Here is a 16,853-nt window from a genome sequence, read left to right on the forward strand (position 1 = left end):
TCTCCCCTCGGGAGAGGGGTTGGGGTGAGGGTACGGGGCGAAGCCCATGTGGCATTTCAACTCCATGAGGCTTCGCTAGTACCCTCATCCGGCGCTGCGCGCCACCTTCTCCCGCCCGGCGGGAGAAGGACAAGCAGTCGAGCTGCCGCTCAAGCCCCTCTCCCCTCGGGAGAGGGGTTGGGGTGAGGGTACGGGGCGAAGCCCATGTGGCATTTCAACTCCATGAGGCTTCGCTTGCACCTCATCCGACGCTGCGCGCCACCTTCTCCCGACGGGAGAAGGATCTGCTACCTCCGCGACCTCCGCGGGTCTTGTTTGCTTGGAGGAAAAGGCTGCCAAACCTGCCTCAGCATGTCCCGCTAAACTAGCGCCCCCAAACCGCTGCACCGCCACGCCTTGAAGAAGTCCGATTTCAACTATTCGCTTCCCGACGAGCTGATCGCCCAGGCGCCGCTTGCCGAGCGTGCGGCCAGCCGTCTGCTGGTGGTGCCCAAAGCGCCTGCAGAGTTCAGCGACCGCCAGGTACGCGATCTGCCCGAGCTGTTGCAGCCGGGCGATCTGCTGATCTTCAACGACACCCGCGTCATTCCGGCACGGCTGTTCGGGCAGAAGGCCAGCGGTGGGCGGGTGGAAATCCTGATCGAGCGCCTGCTGGGCGAACGCGAGGCGCGGGTGCAGATCGGCGCGAGCAAGTCGCCCAAGGCCGGCAGCCTGATCGCGCTCGACGCGGGTGGCCAGGCCGAGGTGCTGGGGCGCGATGGCGAGTTCTATCTGCTGCGCTTCGACATCCCGTTGCCGCTGGAGCAGTGGCTGCCCGAGGCCGGCCGCCTGCCGCTGCCGCCCTACATCCGCCGTGAGCCGGGGCTGGAAGATCGCGAGCGCTACCAGACCGTGTTTGCGCGCGAGGTCGGTGCGGTGGCCGCGCCGACCGCCGGCCTGCATTTCGACGAGCAACTGCTGGCGCGCTTGCGCGAGCGCGGGGTCGAGTTCGGCCACGTCACGCTGCATGTCGGCGCCGGCACGTTTCAGCCGGTGCGGGTGGATGCGCTCGACCAGCACGTGATGCATAAAGAGTGGCTCAACGTCGGTGCCGCGCTGGTGGAGCAGGTGCGTCGCACGCATGCCCGTGGCGGCCGCGTCATCGCCGTGGGCACCACGGTGGTGCGCTCGCTGGAAAGCGCTTGGCGCACCACCGATGCCGCACCCGATGGCGAATTGCTGCCCTTCGCCGGCGAAACCCAGATCTTCATCCTGCCCGGCTACCGCATTCGCAGCGTCGATGCGATGGTCACCAACTTCCATCTGCCCGAAAGCACGCTGCTGATGATGGTCTCCGCCTTCGCCGGCCGCGAGCGCATCTTCGCCGCCTACGCGCACGCCATCGCAGAGCGCTATCGCTTTTTCTCGTACGGCGATGCGATGTTGTTGTGGGGCAGGGAATGGGGAATCGGGATTGGGGAATCGTAAGGCGGTATCCGCCGAACGATCAGCCACCTGCCAACCGCTCTTCCCATTCCCGATTCCCGACTCCCCATTCCCGGCCTTTCAATGTCCCGACTTCAGTTCCAGCTTCAGACCACCGACGGCCACGCGCGCCGTGGCCGCCTGACTTTTCCGCGCGGCACGGTGGAAACCCCGGCGTTCATGCCGGTGGGCACCTATGGCTCGGTCAAGGGCATCCTGCCCGAGCAGATCCGCGCGCTGGGGGCGGAGATCATCCTGGGCAACACCTTCCATCTGTATCTGCGCCCGGGTCTGGATGTGATCGGCGACCACGGCGGCTTGCACGGATTTGCGCGCTGGGATGGGCCGATCCTCACCGATTCCGGCGGGTTTCAGGTGTTCTCGCTGGCCCATCGCCGCAAGATCACCGAGCAGGGCGTGACCTTTTCCTCGCCCACCGATGGCGCGCGGGTGTTCCTGGGGCCCGAAGAGAGCATGCAGATCCAGAAGGTGCTCGATTCGGACATCGTGATGATCTTCGACGAGTGCACGCCGTACCCGGCCACCGAAGAGGTCGCGCGGCGTTCGATGGAGCTGAGCCTGCGCTGGGCGCAGCGCTCGCGCGATGCGCATGACGGGTTGGGCAACGACGCGGCGCTGTTCGGCATCGTGCAGGGCGGGGTACACCCGGACCTGCGCAGCCGCTCGCTGGAGGGCCTGCACGCCATCGGCTTCGATGGCTACGCCATCGGCGGTTTGGCGGTGGGCGAGCCCGAGCACGAGCGCAACGCCATGCTCGAGCACCTGCATCCGCAGCTGCCGGCCGACCGCCCGCGTTACCTGATGGGCGTGGGCCGGCCAGAAGACCTGGTGGAAGGCGTGGCGCGCGGCGTGGACATGTTCGACTGCGTCATGCCCACCCGCAACGCGCGCAACGGCCACTATTTCACCTCGTTCGGCACGGTGCGCATCCGCAATGCCAAATACGAACGCGACCTGGACACCATCGAGCCGGGCTGCGGTTGCCATGCCTGCAGCAGCGGCTACACGCGCTCCTACCTGCGTCACCTGGACCGCTGCAACGAGATGCTGGCCCCGATGCTGGGCACCATGCACAACCTCTGGTACTACGAAAAACTGATGGCAGACATGCGTGCGGCGATCGCGGCGGGAACCTTTGTGCAGTTCCGGCGGTCCTTCTATGCGGCACGCGGCGCCACCACGCCGCCGTTGCCGGGGGAAACCAGCTGAGCCCTGCCGTCCGTGCCCTTGGCGCGGACGGGGTGGGACCCGCATGGCATAATTCCCGGCTGTTCCGCTCTGGCGGTACCTGAATAGCGAGTGGGCCCGTGGGGCGCGCTGGCACCAAACTAGGATGCACTGAATGAATTTGCTCGATTTCCTGATCCCGGTCGCCCAGGCGCAAGCCACCGGTGGCGCGCCGGCCGCCGGCCCGATGGGGAGCCTGTCCACCTTCGCGCTGCCGATCATCCTGATTGCGGTCATGTATTTTTTGATGATTCGTCCGCAGATGAAGCGTCAGAAGGAGCACAAGTCGCTGCTGGACAAGCTGGCGCGCGGCGATGAAGTCATCACCTCCGGCGGCGTCGCTGGCGTGATTGCCGACATCGGTGACAACTTCATCACCGTGGAAGTGGCCGACAACGTCCGCATCCGCGTGCAGAAGAGCGCGGTGGGCCATGTGCTGCCGAAGGGCACGCTGAAGTCCGCCAGCTGAGTCGGGCTATCGGCATCGAGCACCGTCTGGCGCTGCCGGCCGGTGCTCGAAAACGCCAGGGGCCGCTCGTACACTCCGCTGTCGTCGCGCGCTGCCGATGCCTGCGTTGGGCTGCTCAAGACGTCGCTGCAATTGAAGGCCTGCAATACCACCGCTGCGCGCACCGTCAGGCGGGCGCAGTCGGTGCACGGAGTCGGAATGCGCCACTTGGCGTTTTCGCTTCGCGCACTGCCCGTATCCACCGGATGACCGCTCGCGACGCTGTATTGGCCGCTTGAAGTCGTTCTCACTGCTAGGCGCGGCGCCGGGATGGTGCTGTGCGGGACTGTCGCAATGCTCGAATTTCCTCGCTGGAAGTATTTCCTGATCCTGCTGGTGCTGGCGGTCAGCGCGTTGTATGCGCTGCCCAACATCTATCAGAAAGACCCGTCCGTGCAGATCACCGCCAGCCGCGGTGCACAGCTCGACGACGCATTGCGCAGCCGCATCGACGGCGAGCTCAAGGGCGCTGGCATTACGCCCAAAGCCGTCACCAAGGAAGGCGACAGCCTGATGGTGCGCCTGTCCTCGTTGCAGGCGCAGACCCGCGCCAACGATGTGCTGCGTCAGCAGCTGGGCGAGAACTACACCGTGGCGCTGAATCTGGCCTCCACCGTGCCGGAGTGGCTGGCCAAGCTGGGCGGCAAGCCGATGGTGCTGGGCCTGGACCTGGTCGGCGGCGTGCACTTCGCCATGCAGGTCGATCAGAAGGCCGCAGTGGAAAAGCGGATCGAAGGCTTTGCCGAAGACATCCGCACCACCTTGCGTGACGGCCGCATCGCCTATCGGGCGGTCGAGCGTCGCGGCGATAACAGCATCCAGATCAGCCTGGGCGAGGGCGCCAGCGCCGATGCGGCGCGCACCGCGCTGGCCAAGGCGCAGCCGTTGCTGACCTACGACGTCAGCGGCCAGAACATCGCAGTGAAGGTGCCGGAGGCCGAGCTCAAGCAGATCGCCAGCGGCGCGATCGAGCAGAACCTCACCACCTTGCGCAATCGCGTCAATGCGCTGGGCGTGTCCGAGCCGACCATCCAGCGTCAGGGCGAAGACCGCATCGTGGTCGAATTGCCCGGTTTGCAGGACACCGCCGAAGCCAAGCGCCTGATCGGCGCGACCGCCTCGCTGGAATTCCGTGCGGTGGTCGACGGCAATGCCGAAGACGCAGTGCGCAGCGGCAGCATCCCGCCCGAAGCCAAGGTCTACCGCGTGCGCGATACCGGTGCGCCGGTGTTGCTCAACAAGCGCGCGCTGGTGACCGGCGACCAGATGGTCAGTGCCAGCGTCAGCAATGACCAGAACGGCATGCCCGCAGTGTCGGTGACGCTCAACAACGTCGCCGGCCAGCGCATGCTCGACTACACCAGCGCCAACGTCGGCAAGCTGATGTCGGTGGTGTACATCGAGCGCATCCCCACCGTGACCATGGTCGACGGCAAGGAAGTGCGCAGCGTTCGGGTCAAGGAAGAAGCCTTGTCGCCGACCCGCATTGCCGGCGTGTTCGGCAAGAACTTCCAGACCACCGGTCTGGAAAAGGTGGAAGCGGAGAACCTGGCCAAGTTGCTGAAGTCCGGCTCGCTGGCTGCGCCGATGGATTTTGTCGAGGAATACGTGATCGGCCCGAGTCTGGGTGCGGAAAACGTGGAGCGTGGCGTCACTGCGGTGGTGTACTCGTTCCTGTTCACGCTGGTGTTCTTCACCATCTACTACCGCGTGTTCGGCGCGATCACCTCGGTGGCGCTGCTGTTCAATCTGCTGATCGTGGTGGCGGTGATGTCGCTGTTCGGCGCCACCATGACGCTGCCGGGTTTTGCTGGCCTTGCCCTGTCGGTCGGTCTGTCGGTGGACGCCAACGTGCTGATCAACGAGCGTATCCGCGAAGAATTGCGGCTGGGCGTGCCGGCCAAGTCGGCGATTGCCGCGGGTTATGAAAAGGCCGGCGGCACCATCCTGGACGCCAACCTCACCGGTTTGATCGTAGCGGTGGCCTTGTATGCGTTCGGCACCGGCCCGTTGAAGGGCTTCGCGCTGACCATGATGATCGGTATTTTCGCCTCGATGTTCACCGCGATCACCGTGTCGCGTGCGCTGGCGGTGCTGATCTACGGCAGCCGCAAGAAGCTGAAGACCGTCGCTATTTGAGATGCGAGTCCGGCCTCGACCCCTGCAGCAGAGCTGTAGCGGTCGAGGGATGAATCCCTTCGCAAGCGTTGTGCATCCCGAGGGTGCGCAACGTCTAAACGGAAGATCTTTTCCATGAAATTGTTCCCGCTCCATCTCATTCCCAACGACACCAAGATCGATTTCATGCGCCCGCGCAAGCCGGTGCTGATCCTGATGCTGATCCTGGCAGTCGCTTCGGTCGGCATCATCGTCGGCAAGGGCTTCAATTACGCGCTGGAATTCACCGGCGGCACGCTGGTGCAAACCAGCTTCCAGAAAACGGTGGATGTGGACCAGGTGCGCGAGCAGCTGTCCAAGGCCGGCTTCGAAAACGCACAAGTGCAAAACGCCCGCGGCGGCAACGAGGTGATGATCCGTCTGCAGGCGCGCGAGCAGCACAACAACCGTGACGATGCTGCGCGCACCGTTGCCGAAGAAGTGCGCAAAGCGGTCAGCACCGAGCAGAATCCGGCCACCGTGCAGCCCGGCGAGTTCGTCGGCCCGCAGGTCGGCAAGGACCTGGCCTTGAACGGCGTGTACGCCACGGTGTTCATGCTGGTGGGCTTTTTGATCTATATCGCCTTCCGCTTCGAGTGGAAGTTCGCGGTGGTGGCCAGCGTGACGGCGTTGTTCGACTTGCTGGTCACGGTGGCCTTCGTGTCGCTGACCGGTCGCGAGTTCGATCTGACCGTGCTGGCCGGTCTGTTGTCGGTGATGGGCTTTGCGATCAACGACATCATCGTGGTGTTCGACCGTGTGCGCGAAAACTTCCGCGGATTGCGTGTGGAACCGCTGGAAGTATTGAACCGTTCGATCAACCAGACGCTGTCGCGCACGATCATCACCGCGGTGATGTTCTTCCTGTCGGCCTTGGCGCTGTACATCTACGGCGGCGAATCGATGGAAGGTCTGGCCGAGACGCACATGATCGGTGCGGTGATCGTGGTGATCTCCTCGGTGATCGTGGCGGTGCCGATGCTGAGCATCGGGCCGTTTGCGGTGACCAAGCAGGATCTGCTGCCCAAGGCCAAGGATGTGGAGGCGCTGGCGCGTCGTCCTTGATCGGTTGGCAAAAGGTGTGACGAAAAAACCGCGCATTGCGCGGTTTTTTCGTTTCTGGCGGTGGACGCCTAGTTCACGGTTATGCACTGTGATGTCACGACTCAAGATTGTGAAACCTAGGGATTTCGTCGGACACGTGATGCCGATCGATACGCAATACGGTGCAGGAGAGAAACAACAGCGTCGCCAACGCCTGGTCCTGTGTGCCCGCAGACACCTGTGCATTGGTCGCCAGGCGGGTGAGGAACGCCTCGACCTCCACTTGGCCCATCTGCACCAAATAACGCTTGCCGCTGGCCAGGATGAAGCGCCGTATCCAGCCCAGATAGGCCTGCTCGGTGTGCAGGCTGCAGTGCCGTACCCGCGGGCGGTCGCGCACCTGATCCAACAGCTTCGGCCCCGACCGCGCTGTTACGCCTCCATCTCCCTGGGTGTAATTCATACGACTGCTCAACAGTTGGGTAACAGCACCAGCATAGAAATTGGGCGTAGTCCCGGCTATCAGGTAAGTGATTGATATTCATTGGAAAGAGCCTATTCCCTCGCGTCCGCGGATTACGGATACTAGGTGCAACACCGCGTTTAGGCGGTCCAATGGAAGTTAGGCCGTGGTGGAACGTTCAATGCTCTCTTACGCAGATGGATCGCTAGTTCAAGTGGGAGATGCGGTGACCCTGGAGGATGGACGGACGCAGGGCGTAGTTGAGCTCGTGGTTCTCACCGCGGCTCAAAAGGCAGAAACTGGCGTCGAGGAGCATGGCGTTATGCTCTTGTCTCCTTTATTCGGTCGCGCCTAACTATCAGGGGGTGGGGGGGCTTGCAAATGGAGTCGCTGCAGTTCGTTTCTCACGGGCCATCGGCCTAACCAATCATTCAAGCCGACGCCTTCGGCGCGGCTTAACTCAGGCGTTTGGCCTCATATGACATCCGACCAGATTGCCTACCTCGCGCTTTTAGCCTCTGTGATCTCTTTGATTGTCTCCTTCCTTACGCTGTACCGAGATCGTCACGTAGTATCAGTTCGGGCAGTTCCTGTCGAGGATCCTATAGGCATCTACAACCTTAATATCAGCGTTTCCAACAGCGGCAAGCGCCCCATTTCAATCAATCATGTATTGATCCGCCCATCTGGCGAGCCGGGGCTGTTCGTGAACTTCGCTCCGCCCGGTCAGAATCGAATCGACATAGGCGAAAGTCGCAGCTGTCAGATCAGTCCGACAGGATTGCCCATAAGTTGGTCGAGTATCAGGGAGCTAAGAAAGCTTGACGTTTACGTGCAAGACGCCATTGGCAAACAACACAAGGCTGTGTGGGAAGGTAAGGATCCCGCGTGAGGCCTAAAAATTCATTCAAGCCGACACCGCTTCGCGGGTCGGCTTAATTCAGGCGTTAGGCAGCAGTGGAGCAAATGCGTTGGTGGTTACCGCTTCGGTGAGTTTGCATGCGTGCATGCAGTCGGCTCCGGGCGGCAGTCATCACCTTTGTGGGCCGCGGCAAGTTCGGCGCTTCGCCTTGGCACGTCGTTCCCGCGCTGCGCTCGTTGCACTTGGCTTCGGTGGCTTCGCGCGCCGCTGCATCGCTGGACAAGCTCCCTCCCGCAAGCTGTGGCACACTCGGTCCAGGCGGCAGTGCTGGGGAGCATGGTTGCACCATCCAACCTTTGCGGCCACTCACTGCCTAACAACTCATTCAAGCCGAAGTTGCTTCGCAACTCGGCTTAATTCAAACGTTAGGCGTCGAACCAAAGAGTCCAAGCGCTCTCGTTAGAAACAATTGAAGGGAACCCACATGCTTGCTTGGCAAGTGTTGTACGAAGGCTTTGGGCTAATCTTGAACGGGGTACCAAATTCGTTCTCGATGTTCGGCTTTGTTATGGCCTCTGACCTAAACGATGTGCATCACCAAGTCATTCGAGTAGCAATGCAGGATCCAGTCTTCAGGCAGCACCAGGGCGATCCAAGTTCGCTTGTCTTCAACCCGCAGGAAATCTATGAGCGGCCCGATCTCGGAACAATCGAACGCGAAGAGTTGGAAATCGATATTGATGCATAGCCCAGAGAGCAGCCAAGAAATCGCTTGGCACGTGGCGCGCACGACACCTAAGCCTTCCATCGAGCTGACCTTCAACGGGCTACGCTCGCTGGATGCAGCCCATGTCAAACGTTAGGCTTCATGAAGAGCGGTTCTTCCATAACTTGGCGACAAGAAGGCGATGAACAAGCTTTTGACGATGCGGCGTGGGAGTTTAGATCTCGACAGTTTGAGTCGAGCGCGGGGCATTGTTTACGCTCGTTCGACGCGAAGATTGCTGACCCAACGTTTGAAACGATCATGTTGTTGCCTACAGCTGAGTTTCTGCTGTCGCTCGCCTTAGAATTACTGTGCAAGGCGTACTATCTCAAGGCTAAGATCGGGCGGCCGGAGGACATCTACAGCCACAATGTGGTTGACCTCGTTGGCTATGATTTCTTCTCGGAAGACCAGGCACAGCTAATGCGTCATGCGGAGCGCTACGTCATTTGGGCCGGAAGGTATCCGACCCCGAAGTGGACCAAGGAGCACTTCAAGGAGGGTTATGACGTGCCATCTCGCATTGTTGGTAACGTCGAGCATATCGATGGCGCCGACATCCCAAATACCGCATCGCGGCCACGTTGCACTGAGTTACTTGAGCTTTGTCAGCATGTCCGCAGCCGTTGGGCACAAGCATGAGGCCTAACAATGCATTCAAGCCGAAACCGCTTCGCGGTTCGGCTTAACTCAGGTGTTAGGTGGCACATGGCAAGATTCGCTGTTTTCGCAAGATCCGTTCTGGTTGTCTATTCGGCACTGGAGTTGGGCGACGCGCCAATGGGTGTCGCATTCGGAGTCTTCGAGCCGTTGGAGGCCTACGCCTCCATTCAATCGGATTGCGCATCCAATCATGCCGATCAGTCCAACTCGCACCTCTCAGTCCGAACTGAGACTGGGGTTTCAATACCTTGCCAGGGTGTGGGCATCCTCGACTACTCTGGCCAACTTGAGGAGCCGTATGCTGAGGTCAATGTGTTTGGCATTCCGTACCCCTCTGTACGGTCAGTTGTTCCCCGAGCATGTGGCCGCCTACGACCGTCAATTCAGGTGAGCGGTGTCAATTCCACCTAACCTATCATTCCAGCCGACCGCCTTCGGCGGCGGCTGAATTCAAACATTAGCCCCTCAACAAGATCACCATGAGCGACGCATCTCTTATCGTTCTGCAATCCTTAGGTGACGGTAGGTTTGTTGTCACAAGCAACTGCCGATATGACGTGCCCATAGGAACCGGCTTTACCGTGCTGTTTTCAGAACTCAAGAGCTATTCCAACGGCGATTTCGTGTTGGAGGAATCTGGCCCTACAGTCGCGGTGGATCTCAGGATCATTTCGGTAGAGTTTTGGCGAAAGCCTTGGCATTGCGTGCCTAATGGCCACCACGCCGGAGTGATACTCGAGGGGGATGGGATCCAAGCCTTAGAGTCCTACGTTTCCCAGCACCCAAGCCCCTGGTCCGTGTTCATTAGCAACTCGGACGGGGTCTAACAATTCATTCAAGCCGAAGCCGCTTCGCGGCGCGGCTTAACTCAGGCGTTAGGCCGTTGCGGAGCAAATGCGTTGTTGGTTGCCGCTTCGGTGAGTTCGCAGGCGTGCATGCGGTAGGCTCCGGACAGCAGTCATCACCGTTGCTGGTTGCGGCAAGTTCGGTGCTCGCCTTGGCACGTCGCTCCCGCGCTGCGCTCGGTGCAGTTGGCTTCGGTGGCATCACGCGCCACTGCATCGCTGGGCAAGCTCCCTCCCGCAAGCTGTGGCACACTCGGTCCAGGCGGCAGTGCTGGGGAGCATGGTTGCACCATCCAACCTTTGCGGCCACTCACTGCCTAACAACTCATTCAAGCCGAAGTTGCTTCACAACTCGGCTTAATTCAAGCGTTAGGCTGCACAACACATGCGCACATCTCCTCTTTACCGTTCCGTCAACACTCGGACTCATGGCGTGAAACACGGCATAGGTGGAGAGTTTCGGCACAGTCGGAACTCGCAGAAGTCGACTAGCAGCGAAGTGGCGCGCGAATCGATGAACGGTCGGCTAAAGCACGGCCGTGACTACACGCCACTCTTTCGCTTTCTACTGTCAAAGGTTGGTGAGCCTTGGGATCAAATATACGCAGAGGCCAAGTCACGGCTAGACACAACTGATCCGATATTTTGGCTTGTCGCACGATGTGAAGAACAGCGGGAGGAGTTCGTGCGCGTCGACGAAAGTAGCTATTTCAGCGGACTATACATTGATGAAGACGGCGTTCTACAACTGGTAAACTCAAACCTGAGATCCAAAGACATGACACCATTCTGCGTGTGTTGCACGCACACACTGAACGGCCTTCGGTTCGGTACGCCAGATTAGAGAAGCACTTAGGCGCAGCCGTTCCAGGAGCAGCCTAACAATTCATTCAAGCCGACGCCGCTTCGCGGCGCGGCTTAATTCAGGCGTTAGGCCGCTCAGGCACATCTATGCAAACGTTCAAGTCTTGGCGTCCGATCGAACACGTCCCTGAATATCTTTCGGGTGTGTTTATCCTCCAGCACTTCGCCGGCTCCATGACTGTTGTGTGTGGTGGAGACTTTGGCAATGGTCAGTTGCTTGTCTTGCGCTTCGAGGGTTTCGAGGCCGTGGCAACGCACGAGGAGTTCGCCCATCAGTGGCCTGGCGAATCGGGAGTTTCGAAGCTACCAAAGTCACCCGGCGGCAACTGGACGTTCCCTTTCTTGCAAGTCGAGAACTCGGAGTGGGCGGCGGACTCTGTGCAGGCGGTTACCTTCGGACGGACGCCTTGCCACTACTCCATAGTCTCAGGAAGCGACATCGTCGATATCCTTTCTTTGGAACCACCTGACGTGGCCTGGACTTCTGTTGAGGCAGTAGAGTTGGTCATGCAGGCCGCAGCCAACCTAGGTGCGGCCTAAAAATTCGTCCAAGCCGACGCCGCTTCACGGCGCGGCTTAACTCAGGTGTTAGGTCTCATGGCAGGTAACTCCAAGTCCGTAGAACCAACTGATCAGTCTCGCGAGTTGGAGCAAGGCCGCTTAGCCCTCTGGCTGGACTTGGATGACTTGCGCTGGTTAGCCTCGAATTGCTCCTGCACAGACTCAGTACCAGATGAAATTCGTGAACGCTGCAGCCGCATACGGTTTCGGGCAAATGCCGCCCTGCACAAAGCAGGTCTCAAGGCCATTACTGTCGATGGCGCTGAGACCTAACAACTCATTCAAGCCGAAGCCGCTTCGCAACTCGGCTTAACTCACCCGTTAGGCCGCCAGGGAGAGCAATGAATACTGCATTTTTCATCGCCACGTTGCTGATTCCGCTCTCGGCGTTCGCGGATAGCGACATCGCTGCCGTGCCGGATAGCTTTGTGGGGCGGTGGGCTGGGCCCCTTATTCTTGCGGATCGGACGCAGATGATTTGACTCTTCGCATTGCTCCTCACCACATACGTACTGGGAAAGTGATGGTCCGATAAAAGCCGTTATGGTTCGCGGAGACACCGAGATTACGGTGATCTGTGAGCTGTCCGGCGAGGGCGAGATTTGGCTTTCCACCGCACATTTCACGATCTCCTGGGACGGGACTCAGCTAATCGATAACACGACTGTTTCGGGTAAGGAATTGGTGCGGTAAAAGTGCTCAGGGGCAGTCGGTACGCGGCCTGACATTTCATTCAAGCCGATGCCGCTTCGCGGCTCGGCTTAACTCAGGCGTTAGGCATTGGAACAAACATGACCGCATCCCCAGAGAAGCTCTATGAGCTTCTGACCTACTGCATCGACTTCGGCGAGACCATGCTCAGCAGCGATGGCGAGTTTCATCCATTCGGCGCGATGCTCGGCCTTGACGGTAATGTGACGGCTGCCGGCGGTTACAACGGCGAGGAGAATCCAGCCGCACAAGACATCTATCGTCTTCTCGGAGAGGCTTTCACTTCCAGCGCCACCGAGGGCTCGATTGCCGTAGCCGCACTAGCAGCAAATGTAGATATCCCGCTTGAGTACGAGCCGCCTGCTCCTGACGGCATACGCGTTCTACTTGAGAGCGAGGGCTTCTCTAGATTCGTATACATTCCGTATTCCATTAAGCGGCGTGGTCTCTTCACCGAGTCCAACTCCATCACCTTGTTTGAGCCAATCGCTGTAGAGGTTGGCCCTAGCATCTTCAAAGCTGCGGCCAATGCCTAACAATTCGTTCAAGCCGAACCAGCTTCGCGGATCGGCTTAATTTCAGACAGTTAGCACCCAATGCCACTACACGAATGCCCTCACACATTTCAAGAGCTAGCCTCCAATGTGCTCCCAGCACACATGAGTGCTATGCGTGCCGCGTTGGCTTGTCCCCTCAACATGGCTCTCTTCGCGAGATCCGGAATCGGCCCCGGCACACTGGTGAAAGAGCTCAATATTCCTCAAGATTTCTCTGGTTGCTATGTGCTTCTTGAGGCCGGCACGCCAATCTACGTAGGTATTTCGCGGAGTGTGATCGGCCGGCTTCGACAGCACGTCTTCGGCAAAACGCACTTTGATGCAAGTTTGGCGTTCCGCGTAGCCATTTCTAGACATGCAGGGACAACGATTGCGAAATTGACCAGATCAGAAGCAATGCAAGACCCACTGTTTGGCACCTCGTTTGCTGAGGCCCAAGCCTATCTGCGCACTCTACAAGTTGCTTTCATAACCATCGAAAATCCACTCGAGCTCTACGTCTTTGAGCCTTATTGCGCTCTTGAACTCGACACGCATCAGTGGAACTCTTTTGAGACACACTAAGTTGGGTGCTAACAATTTATTCAAGCCGATGCCGCTTAGCGGCACAGCTTAACTAGGGTGTTAGGCAGTGGTGGGTCGTTATAGCTTCGGCATCCGCCGTCGCGTGATCTTACGTGTCCAGCGACTGGCTTGCGCGCGACCAGGTGGGCCGATAAGGCCTCATTACGTGCGATTGCGTACCGACGCGGCTCATCAAACTCGTCGGCCATATCCGGCAAATGCCCAAGCCAACCGAGTCGACGCAATGCGTTGCACTGCAGTCAGATGCAACGCATCCGCCACTCACTTCAGGCAATGGTGGCGGCCAAGCATGCGCGCAACGCGCGCAGCTTCTCCACTGGTCACAAATTCCAATCGATCCGCATGCCCGCGATCAGCGCGTTCTTCAGATCGTTGGTGCGTGTCGGCTCGTTGAACTGGTCGGGGTTGATCACGTAATGCAGGTTCGGCGCGATGCGTAGGCGCTTGGTGACCTGGATGCCGTAGCTGAGCTCCATCATGATCTGGTTGTCGGCCGGGGTGCCGGTGCCGCCGGCCGAGGCGCGGGCCAAACGCAGGTTTTCCAGCGCTTCGTCGCTGTATTTCTGTTGGGTGATCACGAAGGCGATGTTGTCCTGCGGGCGGCTGGCGAAGGTGCCTTTCTGCACCAGGCCCAGTTGCACGAAATGATCTTCGATGGCCTGGCCGCCGGTGCTTTGCAGGATCGCGCCGAAGACGGTGAGGCCGCGGGTGCCGGACGGGTCGGGGTTGGTAACCTGCTGCTCGAAGCGACCGAACAGGCCCGAGCGGCCCTGCTTGTTTTCATAGCCCAGCCCACTGAGCACGGCGGGGTTGCCGTTGCGGTCGCGCAGCGGGTCGGTGTAGTCGGAGTTGTCCTGCCAGCCGCCGAGTTCGTACATCGCGGCCATGCTGCCGTCGCCGCCCTTGTTCTTGTAGCCCACCGCATAGGGCACCACCACGCCGGTGGTGTCGTCGGTGCTCCACTTCAGGCCGTGCTGGCCGTCCTGCGCCTGCACCGGGTTCACTTCATACGCGCCGACATGCACATAGACCTTGGGCGTGACCCAGGCAGTGGCGTGCGCGGCCCAGCTGGAGACCGGCCAATAGGTGAAGTTGCTGGTGCGGAATACGAAGGTGGGGTTGCCGCAGGCCGAGTTGCCCTGGAAGTACTGGCACAGGTCCGAGCCGAGGAAATGGATGTTGGCGACGCTGCGGCCGGCTTCCAGTTCCAGGCGGTCGTTGAAGAGTTTTTGCAGCAGGGTGAAGTTGGCCAGACGCGTGCCCTGGCCGCCGTAGATTTCCTGCACCGAGGTGCTGTTGCCGATGCTGCTGTTGGACAGATTGGTGCCGTGACGATTGGAGACGTAGAGCTTGATGGTGGCGCCGTTCCAGCCGAACAGGCGGTCCATGTCGACATCGGTGCCGACCATCAGCTGGCCGGCGTAGGCATCGCCGCTCTTGCGGCCGCCGTCGATCATCGAGGCGGCTTCGCCGGTGTAGCCCAGCTTGAGCTTGAAGGCATCGGCGGCGTCCTGCGCCTGGGCGAGTGGGGCGATCGCCAGCGCGAGCGACAGGCACAGCAGGCGGGGATGGGCGCGGCGGGAGGGCAGGGCAGTCATGGCGGGACTCCGAACAAAGGGCGTGGCCAAGGTGGCGAACGCGACAGCACGTGGGTGGGCAAGCCGCTGGCGGCGCACATCGGTACGCGGCGCAGCGGTGATCGATCAGGGGTGACGCGCATCCGGCGCGTCGGATGCGGCGGCCATCGGCCGCCGCAGGGAGCTGACGTCAGGCGATGACGTCGGCGACCGGCTTCTTGAGCACGCGCAGCGCAATCGCGGTGACTGCCACGCCGGCCAGCAGTGCCAGCACATACATCGCCAGGTGGGTGACGGCATTGGGAATCAGCAGCACGAAGATGCCGCCATGCGGAGCCTTGAGCTCGGCGCCGACCGACATCGAAATCGCGCCGGCCACGGCCGAGCCGATCATCAGCGCCGGGATGGTGCGCAACGGGTCGCGCGCGGCATACGGGATGGCGCCTTCGGTGACGAAGGCCAGCCCGAGCACGCCGGCGGCGGTGGCCGAGCCGCGTTCTTCGACGGTAAAGCGGTTGCGGAACAGCCAGGTGGCCAGCGCGATGCCCAGCGGCGGGGTCATGCCGGCCACCATGGCCGCGGCCATCGGGGTGTAGACCTGGCTGGCGATCAGGCCGGTGGAAAACGCGTAGGCGGCCTTGTTGACCGGCCCTCCCATGTCGAAGGCCATCATGCCGCCCAGCAACAGGCCCAGCAGCAGCGCGCTGCTACCTTGCATGCCGCGCAACCAGGCGGTGAGCCAGGCCAGCAGGTCGGCGACCGGTTGGCCGAACACGTACATCATCGCCAGACCGACCAACAGGGTGCCGAGCACCGGCAGGATCAATACCGGCTTGAGTCCTTCCAGGTTGCGCGGCAGCTTGATGTAGCGATTGAGCGCGGCCACGCCGTAGCCGGCGATGAAGCCGGCGATGATGCCGCCGAGAAAACCGGCATTGAGATTGGCCGCGACCAGCCCGCCGATCATGCCGGGCGCGATGCCGGGGCGGTCGGCGATGGAGTAGGCGATGTAACCGGCCAGCGCGGGCACCATCAAGGTGAAGCCGGCTTTGGCGCCGATCTGGAACAGCGACCAGGCCAACGTGCCCTGGTGCGCGTCGTCGCCGGCATAGATGCCGCCCAGCGCGAATGCCAGCGCGATCAACAGGCCGCCGGCGGTGACGAACGGCAGCATGAACGACACGCCGGTCATCAGGTGTTTGTAGGCGCCAGTGCGACCGTTGCTTTTGCTATCCGATGTGGCGCTGGAGCCTGCGACCGGTGCTGCGCCGCCCTGCACGCCGGCCTCGGCCAGCGCCTTCTGGATGAGTGCGGGGCCATCGTTGATCGCCGGCTTGGTGCCGCTCTTGAACAGCCGCTTGCCACCGAAACGGGCCAGGTCCACTTCGCGGTCGGCAGCGATGATGACAACGTCGGCCGCGCGGATTTCCTCGTCGGTCAATGCATCCTGTGCGCCGACCGAGCCCTGCGTTTCCACGCGCATCTGGTAGCCGAGCTTCTTTGCGGCCTGCTGCAGGCCTTCGGCGGCCATGAAGGTGTGCGCGATGCCGGTGGGGCAGGAGGTGATCGCAACGATGCGCTTGGCGCCTGCGCCGGATGCGTCGGTCGCTGCCGATGCAGTGGTCGCGGTGGGCACGGCGAGCTGGCTGACGGCGGCGGCCGGGTCGTCCAGTACCGCGCCCAGGCTCAGCTGCAGCAGTTGTGCGTCGCCGAAGCGTGCGGTGTCGGCATCGGCGTCGCCGACGATCAGGACCTGCGCGGCACCGCTGGTCAGTTCAGTCGGTAGCGCACCGAGCACGCCCTGGTCGCTGCGGATTTCGATCGTCACGCTGCGCCCTGCGGCGGTGGCCGCGCGGCGCAGCGCCTCGGCCGCCAGAACGGCTTCGGTGCTGCGTTCGCCGGCGGCGATGACCACGATGGAAGAGGACATGGCAAAACTCCTGCTGTATTGCGGTCGCCGGTGTGGCCGGCGGGGGGA

14 protein-coding genes are annotated in these 16,853 nt (G+C 61.2%); 11 read left to right on the forward strand and 3 right to left on the reverse strand.

What is annotated here, in order from left to right; genetic code table 11:
- The first annotated feature begins 396 nt into the window (after positions 1-396).
- The 5 genes from queA to secF all read left to right on the forward strand — a co-directional run bounded on the left by queA (position 397) and on the right by secF (position 6,442).
- On the forward strand, positions 397-1,467 hold the full coding sequence (gene queA, locus VC212_RS15270) for a tRNA preQ1(34) S-adenosylmethionine ribosyltransferase-isomerase QueA (RefSeq protein WP_323526259.1): 1,071 nt from the start codon (positions 397-399) through the stop codon (positions 1,465-1,467).
- A gap of 81 nt (positions 1,468-1,548) precedes the next feature.
- Positions 1,549-2,694, forward strand: a complete 1,146-nt coding sequence (gene tgt / locus VC212_RS15275) for a tRNA guanosine(34) transglycosylase Tgt (RefSeq protein ID WP_115513243.1) — start codon at positions 1,549-1,551, stop codon at positions 2,692-2,694.
- Positions 2,695-2,827: 133 nt separating this feature from the next.
- Entirely contained in the window at positions 2,828-3,181 is a 354-nt protein-coding gene (gene yajC, locus VC212_RS15280) for a preprotein translocase subunit YajC (RefSeq protein WP_055851709.1), read from the forward strand.
- A gap of 333 nt (positions 3,182-3,514) precedes the next feature.
- Positions 3,515-5,359, forward strand: a complete 1,845-nt coding sequence (gene secD, locus VC212_RS15285; protein WP_055851713.1) for a protein translocase subunit SecD — start codon at positions 3,515-3,517, stop codon at positions 5,357-5,359.
- A gap of 114 nt (positions 5,360-5,473) precedes the next feature.
- Entirely contained in the window at positions 5,474-6,442 is a 969-nt protein-coding gene (secF, locus tag VC212_RS15290) for a protein translocase subunit SecF (protein ID WP_055851716.1), read from the forward strand.
- Between the two features lie 94 nt (positions 6,443-6,536).
- On the opposite strand, the gene VC212_RS15295 is transcribed toward secF, so the two are convergent.
- Positions 6,537-6,830: a phage integrase N-terminal SAM-like domain-containing protein gene (locus VC212_RS15295; RefSeq protein WP_323526394.1), complete on the reverse strand. Its 294-nt coding sequence runs from the start codon at positions 6,828-6,830 to the stop codon at positions 6,537-6,539.
- 1,400 nt (positions 6,831-8,230) lie between these two features.
- On the opposite strand from VC212_RS15295, the gene VC212_RS15300 reads away from it, so the two are divergent.
- From VC212_RS15300 to VC212_RS15325, 6 genes are all read left to right on the forward strand, one after another.
- Positions 8,231-8,494: a hypothetical protein gene (locus VC212_RS15300; RefSeq protein ID WP_323526260.1), complete on the forward strand. Its 264-nt coding sequence runs from the start codon at positions 8,231-8,233 to the stop codon at positions 8,492-8,494.
- 120 nt (positions 8,495-8,614) lie between these two features.
- Positions 8,615-9,154, forward strand: a complete 540-nt coding sequence (locus VC212_RS15305) for a hypothetical protein (protein WP_323526261.1) — start codon at positions 8,615-8,617, stop codon at positions 9,152-9,154.
- A 1,817-nt stretch (positions 9,155-10,971) separates the two neighbouring features.
- Entirely contained in the window at positions 10,972-11,424 is a 453-nt protein-coding gene (locus VC212_RS15310) for a hypothetical protein (RefSeq protein WP_323526262.1), read from the forward strand.
- A 362-nt stretch (positions 11,425-11,786) separates the two neighbouring features.
- Entirely contained in the window at positions 11,787-11,927 is a 141-nt protein-coding gene (locus VC212_RS15315; RefSeq protein ID WP_323526263.1) for a hypothetical protein, read from the forward strand.
- Positions 11,928-12,236: 309 nt separating this feature from the next.
- Positions 12,237-12,692, forward strand: a complete 456-nt coding sequence (locus tag VC212_RS15320) for a hypothetical protein (RefSeq protein WP_323526264.1) — start codon at positions 12,237-12,239, stop codon at positions 12,690-12,692.
- A 204-nt stretch (positions 12,693-12,896) separates the two neighbouring features.
- A complete protein-coding gene (locus VC212_RS15325; protein WP_323526265.1) occupies positions 12,897-13,277 on the forward strand; it encodes a hypothetical protein in 381 nt (126 codons plus the stop codon).
- Positions 13,278-13,618: 341 nt separating this feature from the next.
- Here VC212_RS15325 and VC212_RS15330 read toward each other — a convergent pair whose 3' ends face one another.
- Together VC212_RS15330 and VC212_RS15335 are read right to left on the reverse strand one after the other, a co-directional pair.
- A complete protein-coding gene (locus VC212_RS15330; RefSeq protein ID WP_323520080.1) occupies positions 13,619-14,896 on the reverse strand; it encodes a carbohydrate porin in 1,278 nt (425 codons plus the stop codon).
- A gap of 169 nt (positions 14,897-15,065) precedes the next feature.
- The gene (locus VC212_RS15335; protein ID WP_323526266.1) at positions 15,066-16,805 is read right to left on the reverse strand and encodes a fructose-specific PTS transporter subunit EIIC; all 1,740 of its coding nucleotides are present in this window, start codon (positions 16,803-16,805) and stop codon (positions 15,066-15,068) included.
- Positions 16,806-16,853 lie beyond the last annotated feature (48 nt).

It is taken from the genome of Xanthomonas sp. WHRI 8932A (assembly GCF_035012785.1).
Lineage (GTDB): Bacteria > Pseudomonadota > Gammaproteobacteria > Xanthomonadales > Xanthomonadaceae > Xanthomonas.

Coding starts and splice junctions, on each gene's coding strand:
- tgt (WP_115513243.1), top strand. CDS start 1,549: ATGTCCCGACTTCAGTTCCAGCTTCAGACCACCGACGGCCACGCGCGC.
- yajC (WP_055851709.1), top strand. CDS start 2,828: ATGAATTTGCTCGATTTCCTGATCCCGGTCGCCCAGGCGCAAGCCACC.
- secD (WP_055851713.1), top strand. CDS start 3,515: ATGCTCGAATTTCCTCGCTGGAAGTATTTCCTGATCCTGCTGGTGCTG.
- secF (WP_055851716.1), top strand. CDS start 5,474: ATGAAATTGTTCCCGCTCCATCTCATTCCCAACGACACCAAGATCGAT.
- VC212_RS15300 (WP_323526260.1), top strand. CDS start 8,231: ATGCTTGCTTGGCAAGTGTTGTACGAAGGCTTTGGGCTAATCTTGAAC.
- VC212_RS15305 (WP_323526261.1), top strand. CDS start 8,615: ATGAAGAGCGGTTCTTCCATAACTTGGCGACAAGAAGGCGATGAACAA.
- VC212_RS15310 (WP_323526262.1), top strand. CDS start 10,972: ATGCAAACGTTCAAGTCTTGGCGTCCGATCGAACACGTCCCTGAATAT.
- VC212_RS15315 (WP_323526263.1), top strand. CDS start 11,787: ATGAATACTGCATTTTTCATCGCCACGTTGCTGATTCCGCTCTCGGCG.
- VC212_RS15320 (WP_323526264.1), top strand. CDS start 12,237: ATGACCGCATCCCCAGAGAAGCTCTATGAGCTTCTGACCTACTGCATC.
- VC212_RS15330 (WP_323520080.1), bottom strand. CDS start 14,896: ATGACTGCCCTGCCCTCCCGCCGCGCCCATCCCCGCCTGCTGTGCCTG.
- VC212_RS15335 (WP_323526266.1), bottom strand. CDS start 16,805: ATGTCCTCTTCCATCGTGGTCATCGCCGCCGGCGAACGCAGCACCGAA.